This window comes from uncultured Sphingomonas sp., from assembly GCF_936927845.1.
Taxonomy (GTDB): Bacteria; Pseudomonadota; Alphaproteobacteria; order Sphingomonadales; family Sphingomonadaceae; genus Sphingomonas.
Genome location: NZ_CAKZHV010000026.1, coordinates 1 through 15,306, shown reverse-complemented (window position 1 = coordinate 15,306; position 15,306 = coordinate 1). Strand labels below are relative to the sequence as shown.

Below are 15,306 nucleotides of genomic sequence, written 5' to 3'. Positions count from 1 at the left end.
GAAGGGGGTCCCTTTTGGACGCCGATAGGGGGTCCTTTTTGGACGCCGATTGACAATTGTCTGGGCCACACCAACGCGTCGCTTGCAGGAACGACATCGTGGGCGTTCGGCAAAGACGGGACGATCAAGGTGCCGATCTCAGGATCGATGTGTTCCGACAATGGCGAGGCCTTGGTTCGCGCTGCCATCGCGGGCCAAGGGCTGGTCTATGGGCCACGCTTTATTGCGGCAGAGGCGCTTCGCGCCGGTCAGTTGAGCGAGCTTGAGCTGGACGAGCCGCCTATGATGCTGGGAGCGGCGTATGCCATCACACACCCGACGCGGCGCCCCGCCGCCAAGACGCGGGCGTGGATTGACTTCTTAGCCGAAGCACTCCCCGCTCTTGGCACCGATTGGTGAGATGCCGAGCTGGCAGACGTCCCGAGTTTTCACCCGAGGACCGCGTCTGCTATCTCGAAACATCACGGTCTTTTACGATTGTAGATATCAGTGGCCCAGCGAAAGCGACGCCCACAACCGCACGTGGCTGGCATCAATAACGCCGAGGCTTGGTCCCTTTCAGTTGGTGCAGCGGGGGCCGCGGGCGCGACGGACGTTGAGTGAGCGTGAACCGCATCACTGCCAACCCTCGATGACGATCTTGCCGCGTGCGGTAGTGCTCTCAAGCGCCTGGTGCGCGCGCTTGAGGTTCGCGGCGTTGATGGGGGAGAACCGTTCGGTGAGGGTGGTGCGCACCTCACCGGCGTTCACGAGGCTGGCGATGGCCGACAGGATCTGACCCTGCGTTTCCATATCAGCAGTCTCGAACATGGACCGGGTGAACATGAACTCCCAGTGGGTCGACACCGACTTGCGTTTGAACGGTACGACATCGAGCGTCTTGGGGTCGTCGATGAGCGCAAAACGTCCCTGCGGGGCGATCAGCTCGGCGATCTGCTCGATATGCTCGTCGGTGTGCGTGGCCGAGAAGATGAAAGCCGGCGCGCCAATGCCGAGATCCGCTACCTGCTGCGCCAACGGCTGACGATGATCGATGACATGGTGGGCGCCGAGCTCACGCACCCAGGCTTGCGTCTCGGGGCGTGATGCCGTTGCGATGACGGTGAGATCGGGAACCTGACGGGCAAGCTGGATCGCCATCGATCCGACCCCGCCGGCACCGCCGATGATCAACAGCGCAGGTGCTGCACCAGCTACAGGAGTCCGCACGGACAATCGCTCGAAGAGGGCCTCCCACGCGGTAATCGCCGTCAGCGGCAACGCCGCTGCCTCTGCCCAATCGAGGCTGGCCGGCTTCCTTCCGACAATGCGTTCGTCGACCAGGTGCAGCTCGGCGTTGGTCCCATCGCGGCCGATGCTGCCCGCGTAGAACACCTCGTCTCCCGGTTCGAAGCCGCGCACTTCAGGGCCAACAGCGCGAACGACACCGGCGGCATCCCAACCCAGGATACGCCAATCACCGTGGATCGAACCCGAGCCAGCGCGCACCTTCGTGTCAACAGGGTTTACCGAGACAGCCTTGACCTCGACGAGGAGATCACGGCCGGTAGCGTTGGGATCGGGAAGTTCGATATCGACGAGAGCTTCCGTGCGATCGATCGTTCCGGGCTGCTGGTAGCCGATTGCGCGCATGATAAATCCTATTGTCAGGGGCTGTATAGCGAACTTTGTCGCGTACGGGATACGCACAAGCGACATCGCGGTTCGACATCGTCCTCAGGCTGGCGACGGCGTGATTGCCGCTGCCGTCTTCCCCGTGAGGTCGGTGATGATCGCGCCGATCAGCGTCCGTAACCAGCGGTGTGCGGGATCATGCCGATAGCGGACGTGCCAAGCCATTTCCACGGGAAAGCTGCCAAGGTCGACCGGAGCCGGCAGGATCTTCAGCCGGGGGTCGTGCATCAGCCGCCTGCAGATGAGCGAGGGCAAGGTGGCGCAATAGTCGGTCACCGCCACCATCTCGGCTACCGCGAAGAAGTTTGTCACGGAGATTGCGACGTCGCGCTTCAGCTGCTGCTGCGCCAGCGCCTGGAACAGCCCGGCGCGCATCCGTCCGGGCGGCACGATGTTGACATGCTTCATCGTCTCGAACTGCTCGCGCGTCATGACATCGCCGACGCCCGGATGGTCGGCACGGACGGCGCAGGCGAGCCCTTCGTCCATCAGGTGCTGGACGACGAGGTTGTCGGGCGGATCGACGATGCGGCCCAGCACGAGCGCCGTCGTGCCTGACACGACGCCTGTTTCCACAAGATCGTTCCCGTAGGGCGTCAGACGAAGCTTTATGCCGGGGGCGACCTTCTCCAGGCGCGCCACGATAGCGGGGACGAGGACGAACTCGACATAGCCGTTTGGCGCGATCGTGAAGAGCCGTTCGGCATGTAGGGGGTCGAAGGCCTGCTGACCGAGGACAGCGTCGTCGAGCTGGGCGAGTGCCTCGGCGATCAGCGGTGAGAGTTCAAGCGCGATCGGGGTCGGCTGGATGCCGTAGCGCTCGCGGACGAACAGTTGGTCCTGAAGCATCAGTCGTAGACGCGATAGGGCATTAGACAGGGCGGGCTGTGTCATGCCCATTCGCTCGGCGGCCCGCGTGACGCTGCGCTCCTCCATCAACGCGACGAAGATCGGCAGCAGGTTCAGATCGTAGCGCATGCAGTCATCCTGTCAGACGTATATCTGACATCAAAAAGATAAACTTCTAGAATATATCAACGAGGCCCATTTCCCATCCATCGGCGACGGGCGCCGCGAACATGGAGGTTCAGATGAGCAAGGGTCAGGTTCTCGTTCTTGGATCGAACGCGACACAGCTCGGTCTGCGTAGCGGCAGTACCGCAACGGTCGGTCAGTATCTCAACGAGACGACAGTCCCCGCGCTGGCACTGCTCGACGCCGGCTATGATATTGTTCTCGCTACGCCCAACGGGACCAAGCCGCACATCGACGCCGGCTCCGACACGAAGGACCACTTTGGCGGTGATGAGGCGGCATACCAGCGCGCCAAGGACTTCTTCGCCAGCCACCCGGCCATGAACGACGTCCGCACGCTGAAATCGGTTGTCGACGAGGGTCTGGACGGCTTCGTTGGCGTGTTCGTGCCGGGAGGTCACGCTCCCATCGTCGATCTGATGCAGGACCGCGATGCGGGCACGATCCTCCGTCACTTCCACGCGGCGGCCAAGCCGACCGCGCTCCTCTGCCACGGACCGGTGGTCGTTGTTTCTACGCTCGACGATGCTCCGGCCTTCCGCAAGGCGCTGGAGGAAGGCGATGACGCCGGGGCGGCCGATCTGGCGCGAGACTGGATCTACTCAGGCTACCGCATGACCGTCTTCTCGGCGAGCGAGGAGAAGATCGCTGAGGAGCAAGTGCTGAAGGGCGAGCTCTTCTTCGACATGGAAAAGGCGCTGCGGTCGGCCGGTGGCGACGTCTCTGTCACCGACAAGAACTTCGCTTCGAATGTCGTCGTGGACCGGGAGCTGATCACGGGTCAGAATCCGGCGTCGGACCAAGCCATGGCCGACGCTTTGATCGAAGCCCTCGATCGCGCCGCTGCGTGAGTACCAGGATGACGGGCGGGGCGCTCAGGATGCGCCCCGCTTCGGATATAACCAGGACAGGATATGGTGCCATGACCGCCAACGTGAAGATCGTCGCCGTCCTAACCGCCCGTGCGGATACCGTCGACCGCCTGCGCGCTCTGCTCGACGCCATGCTAAAGCCAAGCCGTGCCGAACCGGGCAATTTGCGCTACGATCTCTGGCAGGACCAGAGCGATCCGAACCGCTTCGTCCTCGACGAGCTGTACGCGGACGCGGATGCGGTTACCGCCCACCGCGCGACGCCCCACTTCCAAAACTACCTCTCTCAGATCGGCGATCTGGCCGAGCGCGCCGCGTTTGTCCTCAACCCCGTCTCCGCGACCTAAGGGTGCTGCCATGGGCAAGCTTAAAGAATGGGTGGGGTCGGCGCTGCTGGCACAACCGTTCTACATAGAGGAACTGCGGATGATCGGCCTGTTGGCACCTGCGCTTCGCGCGGGCCTTATGGGCCTCGTTCATCCACGCGGCTACCCGCTGGCGCGGGGCCGCGACCCAGCGAAAAATCAACATCTGAAGTGAAGGAAACACAGTCATGACCAAAGGTATCGAAGGCAAGGTTGTTCTCATCACTGGCGGGAGCACCGGCATCGGCGCCGAGACCGCGCGTCTTCTCGCCGAACGCGGTGCGAAGGTCGCCATCGCCGCACGGCGCAAGGACAAGCTCGACGAGGTCGTCGCGCAGATCGCCGAGAACGGCGGAACGGCACGCGCCTATGCGCTCGACGTCACTGACAAGTCGGCGGTCCAGTCCGTCGTCGCCGCGATCGTCGCCGACTTCGGCCGTCTCGACATACTGATCAACAACGCCGGTCTGATGCCGATCCGTCCGATGGCCGAGGTCAACACCGACGAGTGGGACCAGATGATCGACGTCAATTTGAAGGGCACGCTCTACGGCATCGCCGCGGCTCTTCCCGGCTTCCTGGAGCAGGGCAGCGGCCACATCATCAACCTGAGTTCGGTCGCCGGCATCAAGGTCTTCGCCCCGGGCGGCACGGTCTATTCCGGCACCAAGTTCGCCGTCAGCGCGATCAGCGAAGGTCTTCGCCAGGAGGTGGGCGAGAAGGTCCGCGTCACGTCGATCGAGCCCGGAGCCGTCGAGAGCGACCTGAAGTTCACGACGTCGGGTACGGCTGCCGAGACGGTGCTGGACTTCTACAAGCAGGCCATCCCGGCGGCATCGGTGGCGCGTGCTATCGCGTTCGCTGTCGAACAACCTGATGACGTCGACGTCAACGCGATCGTCATCCGGCCGACCGCCCAGCAGTTCTGATTTCGACGAGGAGGCGGGGCCGCGTGTGCTCCGCCTCATGGGGAACGTACCGGCCCGCTCTCCCGTTACTCTGCCGAATAATGACTGTCGGTTTCACTTGAGGAGTCATTTATGCCCAAACTTGCCCTGTATGTACCACTGAAGGCCAAGCCCGGAAAAGAGCGTGATGTGGCCAATTTCCTGACCTCGGCATTGCCGCTCGTTCAAGCTGAGGCGGGCACTTTGACCTGGTATGCTATCGAGGAAGGTCCCGGTGCGTACGCGATCTTCGATACGTTCGACACGGAGGAGGACCGGCAGGCCCATCTCGACGGCAAGGTCGCCGCCGCACTGATGGACAAGGCAGAAGAGCTGTTCTCCGAACCGCCGCAGATTCACAAGTTCACCCTGCTGGCCGCAAAATAGCGGAGCGGTCGGCACCCTAGCGCGTCGCTTTCATCGCCCGCGTGTGGGGGGTGGGGCGGCGGCGTACGTTGAACGGCTTTCCCCGAACCGGCCACAGAGACACACCATGCGCACCACCCAGACGCTCGACCTGAACGACGCGCGGACGATCATCGATGCGGGGATCGCGGAGGCCGAGCGGATCGGCAACCCGATGAACATCGCGGTGGTGGACGCGGGCGGCTGCCTCCTGGCGTTCGCGCGGATGGACGATGCGTGGCGCGGCAGCGTCGACATCGCGATCGGCAAGGCGTGGACGGCGCGCGCGTTCGACGTCGAAACCAAGGCGCTGGCAAAGCTCGCCCAGCCGGGCGATGACTTCTACGGCATCCATGCCTCCAACGACGGCAAGGTGATGATCTTCGCCGGGGGTGTGCCGATAAAGGAGGGCGAGATGGTGATCGGCGCGGTGGGCGTGTCGGGCGGCACCGGCAAGCAAGACCAAGGCGTGGCCGAGGCGGCGGCGCAGGCGTTCGCGCGCGGCTGAGCCTTGGAGCGCGGTGCCGGGCGCGGCGGTGCCCGCTTAGTCGACGGCGGTTCAGTCGACGGCGGCGGGCGCGCCTCCCGCGCGGCGCAGGTCGCCTCCGTTTAGAGCGTTATTCGGCCATTCTGGCCCAGTCATTCTGAAAACCGCCGTAAATCGATCCCAGGGGATAGCCCACGAGAAGGAACCTCTCAGGTAGCACAAGGTTCAGGAAACTGAGATCACCTGGAAGGGTGCGATGTCCTCCGCCGTTGCGATGGACCGGATCATCAGCAAGGTCTCGATTTGATGACGCGTTGAGAAGAGTTGCGAAAGGAAAGGATCCGTGAAAGCTGTCGTGTACAACGGGCCCAAAGATGTTTCTGTCAGTACCGTCGATGATCCCAAAATCGAAAAGCAGACCGATGTTATCATCCGGCTGACCACGACCAATATCTGCGGGTCGGACCTTCACATGTATGAGGGCCGTACCAGCTTCGAGAAGGGTAGGGTCTTCGGTCACGAAAACCTTGGCGAGGTCATCGAAGTTGGCGCTGCCGTAGATCGTATCAAGAAGGGCGATCGCGTGTGCATGCCGTTCAACGTCGGTTGCGGTTTCTGCGAAAACTGCGAACGCGGTTTGACGGGTTTCTGCCTCACGACCAACCCTGGGACCGCCGGCGCAGCGTATGGCTTTGCCGAGATGGGTCCGTGGCAAGGTGGTCAGGCCGAGTTGATGCGCGTTCCTTATGCGGACTTCAATTGTCTGAAACTGCCTGAGGACGCTGAGGAGAAGGAGGATGACTATGTCATGCTCTCCGACATCTTCCCCACCGGTTGGCATGGCGTCGAACTGTCGGGTTTCCTGCCTGGCGAAAGCATCGCGATCTACGGCGCCGGGCCGGTCGGTTTGATGGCCGCGCACTCAGCCGAAATTCGTGGTGCCTCTCAGATCTTCGTGGTCGATTCTCACGATGACCGGCTGAAACTGGCCGAGGCGATGGGCGCTATTCCGATCGACATGCGCAAGGGCGATCCCGCCCAGCAGATCCTTGACGCGACCGGCGGGCTCGGGACCGACCGGGGGGTCGAGGCGGTCGGGTATCAGTGTTGCGATCGCCACGGCAAGGAGCGCAGCAATTACACGATGAACTGCCTCGTCAAAAGCACGAAGGCCACCGGCGGAATTGGCGTCGTCGGCGTGTTCATTCCGGAAGACCCGAACGCGCCCGACGATCTCCAGAAGGAAGGCAAGATGGCGTTCGATTTCGGCAACTTCTGGTTCAAGGGCCAGAAGATCGGCACCGGCCAGTGCAATGTAAAGCACTACAACCGGCGACTGATGAAGCTTATCGAGCAAGGCCGGGCCAATCCTGCCCAAATTATCTCGCACCGACTGCCGCTTGATCAGGCACCAGACGCCTACAAGCATTTTGACGAGCGCGATGCTGGCTGGACGAAGGTCGTGCTCAAGCCGGGCATCTGACCTTAGTCTTCGACGGAATAGGAAATGAATTATGACTTTGGAAGGCAAATCGGTTGCTATTCTGATCGCACCCCGCGGGACGGAAGAACCAGAATTCTCGAAGCCCAAGCAAGCTGTCGAGGACGCTGGTGGCAAAGTGACCGTGATCAGTTTTGAACCGGGCAAGGCTCGCACAGTCAATAGCGATCTTGACGAGGGCGGCAGCTATCCTATCGACAAGACGTTTTCCGAGGTGAAAGCCGACGATTTCGACGGACTTGTTGTGCCCGGAGGGACTGTCGGTGCCGACAAGCTGCGCGGCAGCGTCGAGGCAATTGGTTTCATCCGGGCTTTCTTCGATCAGAAAAAACCTGTTGCGGCCATATGCCACGCACCCTGGACATTGATTGAGGCGGGCGTGCTTGAGGGTCGCACCTTGACGTCCTACCCGACGCTGAAGGTCGATATCGAGAACGCCGGCGGTGCATGGACCAATGAGGAAGTCGTGGTCGACAACGGCCTTGTTACCAGCCGCGATCCCAATGATTTGCCCGCCTTCTGTGCCAAACTCGTTGAGGAAATAGCAGAAGGTGTCGGCGCAGCGCCCGCAGCAGGGAATTAAGGCAGGGCGTTTCGACGAAAAGATGTGAGGGCCCTCTCCTTGGGGAAGATCCGCACAAAGCGAGCGTGGCGGATGGCCGGCGATTGGCCGTCCGCCACGCCGCGTATCACACGAACACGGCGCATTTGACGGGCACTCAAACCCTAACCCGCGTCAACCGCGGTGACACATCGCCGGCTCCCGCTTCCAGATTCGACCCATTCCAACGTGGTCGAGATGCACCTGATCGAACGTGCGTTCGGCCAGATTTACGACCTACAGCGCCGCCTTGAGATAGCGAGCGGTGAGACTGCCTTCCGCTTCCGCAACGACGCCAGGGACGCCGCTGGCGACGATACAGCCTCCATCTTCCCCGGCCCCCGGTCCCAGGTCGATGATCCAGTCCGCCTGTGTGATGGCGCGCATGTCATGTTCGACGACTACGACGGTATTGCCGGCGTCTACGAGGCCCTGCAGGTGTTGCATCAGCCGGTCGCCATCGGAGGGGTGAAGCCCCGAAGTTGGCTCGTCGAGGATGTAGATCGTGTTGCCGCGTTGAGCGCGTTGCAGTTCAATCGCCAGCTTGATGCGCTGCGCCTCCCCGCCAGACAGCTCGGTCGCCGGCTGACCGAGCCGCAGATAGCCAAGACCGATCTCCCGCAACACGTCGAGGGAGCGCATCACAGATGCCTCGCCAGCGAAGAAATCGCACGCATCGTCGACCGTCAGTTCGAGCACCTGGGCGATATTGCGCCCGTTCCATTCGACTTCGAGCGTTTGCGGGTTGTAGCGAGAGCCATGACAGGTCGAGCACGGGGCAAAAACGCTCGGCAGGAACAGCAGCTCCACCATGACGTATCCCTCGCCCTCGCACACAGGGCAGCGGCCTTGCGCGACGTTGAACGAGAACCTTCCCGGGCTGTAGTGTCGCCGGCGGGCGAGCGGCGTATCAGCGAAGATCCGTCGCACATGGTCGAACATGCCGCTGTAGGTGGATAGGTTCGAGCGCGGCGTGCGGCCGATCGGTTTCTGATCGACCCGCACCAGCCTGCGAACATGCTCCATGCCTGCGACAATGCGTCCTTCAGTGCCGTTCTGCGCAACATCGAGCAGCGGATCGATATCCTCCTCCTCGGCCACGGGGGAGCCGCCGAGGTGTTCCGTGACGAGCTCGGGCAGCGCCTGACTGACAAGACTGGATTTGCCCGATCCCGAAACGCCGGTGACAGCGGTGAAGCAGCCGATGGGAAACTCGACGTCGAGACCATGGAGATTGTTCCGCCTGATCCCTTCCAGGCGTAGCCATGCCTTGGGATCGCGCAGTGTGCGCTCACTGCGGAGCGGCTCTGCGAACAGGTAGCGGCGGGTGATCGAAGTCTCGACGTCGGCAAGCCCCTCTATCGGCCCGCTGTAGAGGACTTCACCCCCCTTTTCCCCGGCTCCTGGCCCGACATCAACGAGCCATTCCGCGCGGCGGATCACGTCGAGATCATGTTCGACGACGAACAGGGAGTTGCCCGCCGCCTTGAGACGCTCGAGGATGGTGAGCAAGGCTTCGCCATCTGCCGGGTGCAACCCTGCCGAAGGCTCGTCAAGCACATAGACCACGCCGAAAAGCTGTGACGACAATTGCGTGGCAAGCCGCAAGCGTTGCAGCTCCCCGGAGGAGAGCGTCGGCGTGCTGCGGTCGAGCGAAATGTAGCCAAGGCCAAGATCGATCAGCGGGTCTAGCCGCTCGATCAATTCGCAGGCAAGGCGTTGGGCGGCTATCCGCTTCTCGTCGGAGAGATTGGGCGTGCGGCGTACGTCGGGCGCGCTCTTGTGCGCAGAGCCGCCCGCCGCAACCCGTTGTTCGACCGCTGCATCGCGGGCCGCTTTTTCCAGAACATGGCCCTTTGAGGGGGCGGAGACCGCCCCATACGCGCCATGCGCGACGGGCATCAGCAAGTCCTTCAGCTTGAGCACCGTCAGGTCGCCGAACTCGGCAATGTCGTGGCCAGCGAATTTGACCGACAGGGCTTCGCGCTTCAGGCGCTTGCCGTCGCAGGTCGGGCAATCGCGGCCGATGATATATTGCGAGACGCGCTTCTTCATCAGCGCGCTTTTCGTGTTGGCGAAGGTTTCCAGCACATAACGGCGCGCGCCGGTGAAGGTGCCCTGGTAGCTCGGCTCCATGCGGCGCTTGAGCGCCGTCCGGGTCTGTTCGGGCGTCAGGCCCGCATAGACCGGCACCGTCGGCGCCTCTTCAGTGAAGAGGATCCAGTCGCGATCCTTTTTCGGCAGGTCGCGCCACGGCGTATCGACGTCATAGCCGAGCGAAACGAGGATATCGCGCAGGTTCTGCCCATGCCAGGCGGCCGGCCAGGCGGCGATCGCTCGATCGCGAATGGTGAGGCTGTCGTCAGGAACCATCGTCTCTTCGGTCGCGTCATATACGCGGCCGATGCCGTGGCAGGTCGCGCAGGCCCCCGCGACCGTGTTGGGGGAGAAATCCTCCGCATAGAGCATGGGTTGATGGCGCGGATATCCGCCAACGCGCGAATAGAGCATCCGCACTAGGCTGGAGAGCGTCGTCACGCTGCCGACCGAGGATCGCGCGTTCGCCGAGCCGCGCTGCTGCTGCAACGCGACCGCAGGCGGCAAACCGTCGATCGCGTCGACCTCCGGCACGCCGGCCTGGTCGATCAGGCGCCGGGCATAGGGCGCAACCGATTCCAGATAACGCCGCTGCGCTTCGGCATAAAGGGTGCCGAACGCGAGCGATGACTTGCCCGAGCCCGATATGCCGGTGAACACCACGAAGGCGTCGCGCGGTACATCGACGTTAATATTTTTGAGGTTATTCTGGCGCGCGCCGCGAACCTGCACGCAAGCGGGCGGCCCCGTATGCCCATGATCGGTGGCCGGCGTCGTCGCGTGAATATCCTTGCTCTTCAATTCAGTCTTCCTGCCCTATCCGCCCGTGCGGCCCAAGTTTCATCACAGTCGGGTAACAGATGAATGCTTTTCCGACTCAATACATCCAAAGGTCAGGCTGGCCCGATATTCGGCACCTTTGAAATGTTTTTCCAGCATTGGACAAAGGTTACGACAAAACCATTTTCCCCGTTGGGTCGCGCGACGAGGCCACACACACTCCGCTGGTAAGCGCCTGAGCCAGGCGGCCCAGGTCCGTGCCGCTATCGGCATGTAAGGACCGTACTTCGGCGCTTGTTACCGCATCGCGACGCGTTGCCCATTTGCCAGAGCGCGCTTCATCATGGCCGGGGTCGGGCCATGATGACGGCCGAGTTGTCGATCCGAGCGCCTCGCGCCGCCTCGGATTGGCGGGTCAGTAGTGAATGACCGTGCGGATCGACTTGCCTTCGTGCATCAGTGCGAAGGCCTCGTTGATCTCCTCCAAACCCATCGTGTGGGTTACGAATGGAGCCAGATCGATATCGCCTCTCATCGCGTCCTCGACCATGCCGGGGAGCTGTGTCCGTCCCTTGACGCCACCGAAAGCGGACCCCTTCCATACGCGGCCCGTGACGAGCTGGAATGGGCGGGTGGAGATTTCCTCGCCCGCGCCGGCAACGCCAATCACGATCGACTGACCCCAGCCACGGTGCGCTGATTCAAGCGCGGCGCGCATGACGTGGACGTTGCCGATGCACTCGAAGGTATGATCGATGCCCCAGCCTGTCATCTCGATCAGCACTTGCTGGATAGGCTTGTCATGGTCCTTGGGGTTGATGCACTCGGTCGCACCGAACTGGCGTGCCAGCTCGAACTTGGATGGATTGGTGTCGATGGCGATGATGCGACCCGCCTTCGCCTGGCGCGCACCCTGAATCGCCGCGAGGCCGATGCCGCCGAGGCCGAACACGGCGACCGAGTCTCCCGGCTGGACCTTGGCGGTATTGTGGACTGCGCCGATGCCGGTCGTGACGCCGCAGCCGAGCAGGCAGACATGTTCGGGGTTTGCCTCGGGATTGATCTTGGCGAGCGAGACTTCGGCGACGACAGTATATTCACTGAAGGTTGAACAGCCCATGTAATGATAGAGGGGCTGACCATTGTACGAAAAGCGGGTGGTCCCATCGGGCATCAAGCCCTTGCCCTGCGTTTCGCGGATAGCGACGCACAGGTTGGTCTTGCCCGACAGGCAGAAGTCGCACTTGCCGCATTCGGCGGTGTAGAGCGGAATCACGTGATCGCCCGGTCCGACGCTGGTGACGCCTTCACCGACCTCGACAACGATGCCCGCGCCCTCGTGGCCCAGAACCACCGGGAAAACACCCTCCGGATCACTCCCCGCCAGCGTGTACGCGTCGGTGTGGCACACACCGGTGTGCGTCACCCGTATGAGGACTTCGCCTTTCCGGGGTGGGGCGACATCGATCTCGACGATTTCGAGTGGCTTGCCCGCCTCGAAGGCCACGGCGGCGCGAGATTTCATGTTGGGATACCCTCGTTGAGTTAAACCGATTGCTGGTGCGAGGCCGTTGCGTCAGCGCAAATTCGCGGGGGAGCGATCGCTCACTCCCCCGGTATGCCGGTCAGACCGTAACGACGACCTTGCCGATCTGGTCGTTCGATTCGAGGAAGCGGTGAGCGTCCTGGATGGCGTCGAGCGGGAAAGTGCGCGCGATCCGCGGCTTGAGCGCGCCCGATTCCAGACCCGCCACGATGAACGCCTTAGCGCGATCGAGGGCGGCATCGTCCGAGACGATCTCGCTGTAGAGATACCCCTTGAGCGTGAGGCTCTTGCCCAGCACGGAGAACAACGGGAACGGCGTCGGTTCGCCGCTGAGCGCGCCATATTCGAGCAGGATGCCGCCGCGTGCCATGCTCTCGGTCAGCGGCTCGAACGACGGGCCTCCGACCGGATCGAGCACCACGCGCGCACCCTGACCATCGGTTATCTCCATCACCCTCGCTACCAGATCCTCTTCCCCGGTTGCGACAACATGATGTGCACCGGCATCGATCAGCGCCTGACGCTTGGCGCCGGTACGCGTCGTCGCGATTACCGTCGCGCCGACCATCCGCGCAATCTGGAAGGCAGCAAGGCCCACGCTGCTGGAGGCAGCAGTGACGATGACGAAATCGCCCTCGCCGAGTTTCGCCTGCTCCACCAGCGCACCCCAGGCGGTGACATACTGCATCCACACGGCCGCCGCTTCCTCGAACGACAGCGCCGCCGGATGCTTGACGACGAGGCGGGCGGGCACGTTGGCGACCTCGCCATAAGTGCCCCAGCGCGCGATATCGAGCGGTGGGATGACGCTGACGGCTTCGCCTTCCGCAAACCCGGTCACGTCCGCGCCGACCGTAACGACAGTGCCGGCAGCCTCATAGCCAAGGCGGCTCGGGAACTCGGCTTCCTGAAGGTAGGCATGGTTGCGGAACATCACCTCGGCGCGGTTAATGCCTATCGCCTTCACCGCGATCTGCACTTCGTCGGCCGCGGGCGCGGGGACGGCCACATCTTCAATCCTGAGGACGCTGGCGTCGCCATATTCGTGGATACGGACGATGCGGCTCATTGGAGACTCCTTGATTATTGAATGATCGTTCTGTAAGGGGGAAGACCACCCGTTTCAAGACATTATTTATCGATCGTTCCATATCGTGCACCAGAGATGACAGAGACGAAAGCCCGTCGCCGCGCAGGTCGCCCTCGTGTGTTCGACACTGACGCTGCGCTCGACAAGGCGGTGCGGCTGTTCTGGCAGCGCGGCTACGAGGCGACATCGATGGCCGATCTGGTGGCGGAGACTGGCGTCGCCGCTGCCAGTCTCTATGCAGCGTTTGACAACAAGGCGGGGCTGTTTGCGGCGGTGATCGAGCGCTACGCCGCGACGTTCAGCGTCCACCTCTATGCACCCATCAACGATCCGGCGTTGTCCACCTACGAGGCCGTCAAAGGCCTGCTGGAACGAGCGGCGTCATCATTCTCGGAACCTGGAACGCCGGCCGGCTGCTTCATGTATTCGGCAGCGGCAGCCGTTTCGCCGGCGTCCGCCGCCATCGAATGCCTGCTGCGCGACAAGCGCATCGCGGCGGAGACCCTCCTGATCGAGCGTCTGCAACGCGGCGCCGCGCAGGGCGAGCTTGCGGCCAACACCGATCCGGCCGTGTTAGGCAAATTCATCAATACGGTCATGGAAGGCATGTCCGTTCAGGCGCGCGACGGCGCTACGATCAACGAACTGCTCTCCATCGCCAAAATGGCACTCGATCGATGGCCGGCCGCGATATGATCGTTACATGGCGGTCATCTGCCAATCCGCCTCTCGCGACCGAACAGTCGAACTCATCTCATTGGACGAAAGCACATGAAACACGTGACATTGCTCGGCGGGGAAGTGGTTCCTTCAATGGGTCAAGGCACCTGGAAGATGGGTGAACGTGCTGAGCGGCGATCCGATGAGATCGCCGCGCTACGCGCCGGTGTCGAGCTAGGCATGACGCTCATCGATACCGCTGAAATGTACGGCGATGGCGCGGCGGAAACGCTGATCTGCGAAGCGCTCGGCGATCGTCGCGACCAGTTGTTTCTCGTCAGCAAGGCGTATCCACAGAACGCATCGCGCTCCCGCCTTGCCGGTGCGTGCGAGGCGAGCCTGAAGCGGCTCGGCACCGATCGGCTCGACCTCTACCTGCTCCACTGGCGTGGATCGGTGCCGCTCGCTGAGACGATAGAGGCAATGGAGGCGCTGAAATCGGCAGGAAAGATTCGGCATTGGGGTGTCAGCAACCTCGATACCGACGATATGGACGAGCTTGTCGCTGCCGGCGGGGATGGCTGCGTGACCGACCAGATCCTCTACAATCTCGTCCGCCGAGGCCCCGAGTTGGACCTGTTGCCATGGCTTGCCGATCATAAAGTGCCCGTCATGGCGTATAGTCCCGTCGAGCAGGGACGACTCTCAAATCATCCCGCGCTCGACGAAATAGCGACCCAGGTTGGCGCAACCCCTGCGCAGGTCGCACTTGCCTGGACGTTGCGCCACCATGGCCTCATCGCCATCCCGAAGGCGAGTTCGGTCGCACATGTGCGGGAGAACCGCGCGGCCGCAGATATCGTGCTCTCCGACGCCGACCTTGCGACACTCGATGCGGCATTTCCCCGGCCAGCGGGCCGTCGCCCACTCGAAATGCTGTAGCGTCAGATGGCGATATCCTCTCTTGAAGCAACGAAACGCAAATCGGATCGCCTTGAGGCGTTCATGGACGCGGTGCTGGCGATTGCCATCACCCTCCCGGTGACCGAACTACATGCACCAGAGCCGACTGACGGCGACCTAGCAGCGGAATACCTAAAGCTGGCACCGGACTATGCGGCCTACGCCCTAAGCGTAATCCTGATCGGTCTTTACTGGGCTTCCAGCCACTTCACCGGCAAGCTTCTGCAAAGTAAGCGTCCGGTGACGGCGTCACCTCAAACGGGCCGGTAGTTCCACGGCAGCA

Annotated in this window: 17 protein-coding genes; 12 read left to right on the top strand and 5 right to left on the bottom strand. The window is 62.5% G+C overall.

Going from position 1 to position 15,306, the window contains the following annotated elements:
• The coding region (locus tag Q0579_RS03720) for a LysR substrate-binding domain-containing protein (protein WP_298809226.1) at positions 1 to 399 on the top strand (399 nt) is incomplete at its 5' end.
• Between the two features lie 216 nt (positions 400 to 615).
• Here the strand turns inward: Q0579_RS03720 and Q0579_RS03715 are convergent.
• Together Q0579_RS03715 and Q0579_RS03710 are read right to left on the bottom strand one after the other, a co-directional pair.
• The gene (locus tag Q0579_RS03715) at positions 616 to 1,632 is read right to left on the bottom strand and encodes a zinc-binding alcohol dehydrogenase family protein (RefSeq protein ID WP_298809224.1); all 1,017 of its coding nucleotides are present in this window, start codon (positions 1,630 to 1,632) and stop codon (positions 616 to 618) included.
• 84 nt (positions 1,633 to 1,716) lie between these two features.
• Complete coding sequence (locus tag Q0579_RS03710) at positions 1,717 to 2,652, bottom strand: LysR substrate-binding domain-containing protein (protein ID WP_062126402.1); 936 nt, start codon at positions 2,650 to 2,652, stop codon at positions 1,717 to 1,719.
• A 113-nt stretch (positions 2,653 to 2,765) separates the two neighbouring features.
• Between Q0579_RS03710 and Q0579_RS03705 the strand changes: the two genes are divergently transcribed.
• From Q0579_RS03705 to Q0579_RS03670, 8 genes are all read left to right on the top strand, one after another.
• On the top strand, positions 2,766 to 3,560 hold the full coding sequence (locus Q0579_RS03705) for a type 1 glutamine amidotransferase domain-containing protein (RefSeq protein ID WP_294193459.1): 795 nt from the start codon (positions 2,766 to 2,768) through the stop codon (positions 3,558 to 3,560).
• A gap of 71 nt (positions 3,561 to 3,631) precedes the next feature.
• A complete protein-coding gene (locus Q0579_RS03700) occupies positions 3,632 to 3,928 on the top strand; it encodes a putative quinol monooxygenase (RefSeq protein ID WP_062126405.1) in 297 nt (98 codons plus the stop codon).
• 10 nt (positions 3,929 to 3,938) lie between these two features.
• The gene (locus Q0579_RS03695; RefSeq protein ID WP_294193456.1) at positions 3,939 to 4,121 is read left to right on the top strand and encodes a hypothetical protein; all 183 of its coding nucleotides are present in this window, start codon (positions 3,939 to 3,941) and stop codon (positions 4,119 to 4,121) included.
• Between the two features lie 13 nt (positions 4,122 to 4,134).
• Positions 4,135 to 4,875 carry an SDR family oxidoreductase gene (locus Q0579_RS03690; RefSeq protein WP_298809219.1) on the top strand — a complete coding sequence of 247 codons (741 nt, stop codon included), beginning with the start codon at positions 4,135 to 4,137 and terminating at the stop codon, positions 4,873 to 4,875.
• A 111-nt stretch (positions 4,876 to 4,986) separates the two neighbouring features.
• Positions 4,987 to 5,280, top strand: coding sequence for an antibiotic biosynthesis monooxygenase (locus Q0579_RS03685; RefSeq protein WP_037093999.1), 294 nt, complete (start codon positions 4,987 to 4,989; stop codon positions 5,278 to 5,280).
• 106 nt (positions 5,281 to 5,386) lie between these two features.
• Positions 5,387 to 5,806, top strand: a complete 420-nt coding sequence (locus tag Q0579_RS03680; RefSeq protein WP_298809211.1) for a heme-binding protein — start codon at positions 5,387 to 5,389, stop codon at positions 5,804 to 5,806.
• Between the two features lie 322 nt (positions 5,807 to 6,128).
• Complete coding sequence (locus Q0579_RS03675) at positions 6,129 to 7,268, top strand: glutathione-independent formaldehyde dehydrogenase (RefSeq protein ID WP_298809209.1); 1,140 nt, start codon at positions 6,129 to 6,131, stop codon at positions 7,266 to 7,268.
• A 31-nt stretch (positions 7,269 to 7,299) separates the two neighbouring features.
• A complete protein-coding gene (locus tag Q0579_RS03670; RefSeq protein ID WP_298273158.1) occupies positions 7,300 to 7,869 on the top strand; it encodes a type 1 glutamine amidotransferase domain-containing protein in 570 nt (189 codons plus the stop codon).
• Positions 7,870 to 8,124: 255 nt separating this feature from the next.
• Here the strand turns inward: Q0579_RS03670 and Q0579_RS03665 are convergent, their stop codons facing one another.
• The 3 genes from Q0579_RS03665 to Q0579_RS03655 form a co-directional block, all read right to left on the bottom strand.
• Positions 8,125 to 10,716, bottom strand: a complete 2,592-nt coding sequence (locus tag Q0579_RS03665) for an excinuclease ABC subunit UvrA (RefSeq protein WP_366522258.1) — start codon at positions 10,714 to 10,716, stop codon at positions 8,125 to 8,127.
• Between the two features lie 463 nt (positions 10,717 to 11,179).
• Positions 11,180 to 12,289: an S-(hydroxymethyl)glutathione dehydrogenase/class III alcohol dehydrogenase gene (locus Q0579_RS03660; RefSeq protein WP_298809206.1), complete on the bottom strand. Its 1,110-nt coding sequence runs from the start codon at positions 12,287 to 12,289 to the stop codon at positions 11,180 to 11,182.
• 100 nt (positions 12,290 to 12,389) lie between these two features.
• Entirely contained in the window at positions 12,390 to 13,379 is a 990-nt protein-coding gene (locus tag Q0579_RS03655; protein WP_009823890.1) for a zinc-dependent alcohol dehydrogenase family protein, read from the bottom strand.
• Between the two features lie 138 nt (positions 13,380 to 13,517).
• On the opposite strand from Q0579_RS03655, the gene Q0579_RS03650 reads away from it, so the two are divergent.
• From Q0579_RS03650 to Q0579_RS03640, 3 genes are all read left to right on the top strand, one after another.
• Positions 13,518 to 14,096 carry a TetR/AcrR family transcriptional regulator gene (locus Q0579_RS03650; protein ID WP_298809204.1) on the top strand — a complete coding sequence of 193 codons (579 nt, stop codon included), beginning with the start codon at positions 13,518 to 13,520 and terminating at the stop codon, positions 14,094 to 14,096.
• A gap of 75 nt (positions 14,097 to 14,171) precedes the next feature.
• Positions 14,172 to 15,002, top strand: a complete 831-nt coding sequence (locus tag Q0579_RS03645) for an aldo/keto reductase (RefSeq protein WP_298273168.1) — start codon at positions 14,172 to 14,174, stop codon at positions 15,000 to 15,002.
• A gap of 6 nt (positions 15,003 to 15,008) precedes the next feature.
• The gene (locus Q0579_RS03640) at positions 15,009 to 15,293 is read left to right on the top strand and encodes a TMEM175 family protein (protein ID WP_298809202.1); all 285 of its coding nucleotides are present in this window, start codon (positions 15,009 to 15,011) and stop codon (positions 15,291 to 15,293) included.
• Positions 15,294 to 15,306 lie beyond the last annotated feature (13 nt).

What these genes read in the sequence shown, in the direction of transcription:
- Q0579_RS03715 (WP_298809224.1), bottom strand. Translation starts at nt 1,632, where the DNA reads ATGCGCGCAATCGGCTACCAGCAGCCCGGAACGATCGATCGCACGGAA.
- Q0579_RS03710 (WP_062126402.1), bottom strand. Translation starts at nt 2,652, where the DNA reads ATGCGCTACGATCTGAACCTGCTGCCGATCTTCGTCGCGTTGATGGAG.
- Q0579_RS03705 (WP_294193459.1), top strand. Translation starts at nt 2,766, where the DNA reads ATGAGCAAGGGTCAGGTTCTCGTTCTTGGATCGAACGCGACACAGCTC.
- Q0579_RS03700 (WP_062126405.1), top strand. Translation starts at nt 3,632, where the DNA reads ATGACCGCCAACGTGAAGATCGTCGCCGTCCTAACCGCCCGTGCGGAT.
- Q0579_RS03695 (WP_294193456.1), top strand. Translation starts at nt 3,939, where the DNA reads ATGGGCAAGCTTAAAGAATGGGTGGGGTCGGCGCTGCTGGCACAACCG.
- Q0579_RS03690 (WP_298809219.1), top strand. Translation starts at nt 4,135, where the DNA reads ATGACCAAAGGTATCGAAGGCAAGGTTGTTCTCATCACTGGCGGGAGC.
- Q0579_RS03685 (WP_037093999.1), top strand. Translation starts at nt 4,987, where the DNA reads ATGCCCAAACTTGCCCTGTATGTACCACTGAAGGCCAAGCCCGGAAAA.
- Q0579_RS03680 (WP_298809211.1), top strand. Translation starts at nt 5,387, where the DNA reads ATGCGCACCACCCAGACGCTCGACCTGAACGACGCGCGGACGATCATC.
- Q0579_RS03670 (WP_298273158.1), top strand. Translation starts at nt 7,300, where the DNA reads ATGACTTTGGAAGGCAAATCGGTTGCTATTCTGATCGCACCCCGCGGG.
- Q0579_RS03660 (WP_298809206.1), bottom strand. Translation starts at nt 12,289, where the DNA reads ATGAAATCTCGCGCCGCCGTGGCCTTCGAGGCGGGCAAGCCACTCGAA.
- Q0579_RS03655 (WP_009823890.1), bottom strand. Translation starts at nt 13,379, where the DNA reads ATGAGCCGCATCGTCCGTATCCACGAATATGGCGACGCCAGCGTCCTC.
- Q0579_RS03645 (WP_298273168.1), top strand. Translation starts at nt 14,172, where the DNA reads ATGAAACACGTGACATTGCTCGGCGGGGAAGTGGTTCCTTCAATGGGT.
- Q0579_RS03640 (WP_298809202.1), top strand. Translation starts at nt 15,009, where the DNA reads ATGGCGATATCCTCTCTTGAAGCAACGAAACGCAAATCGGATCGCCTT.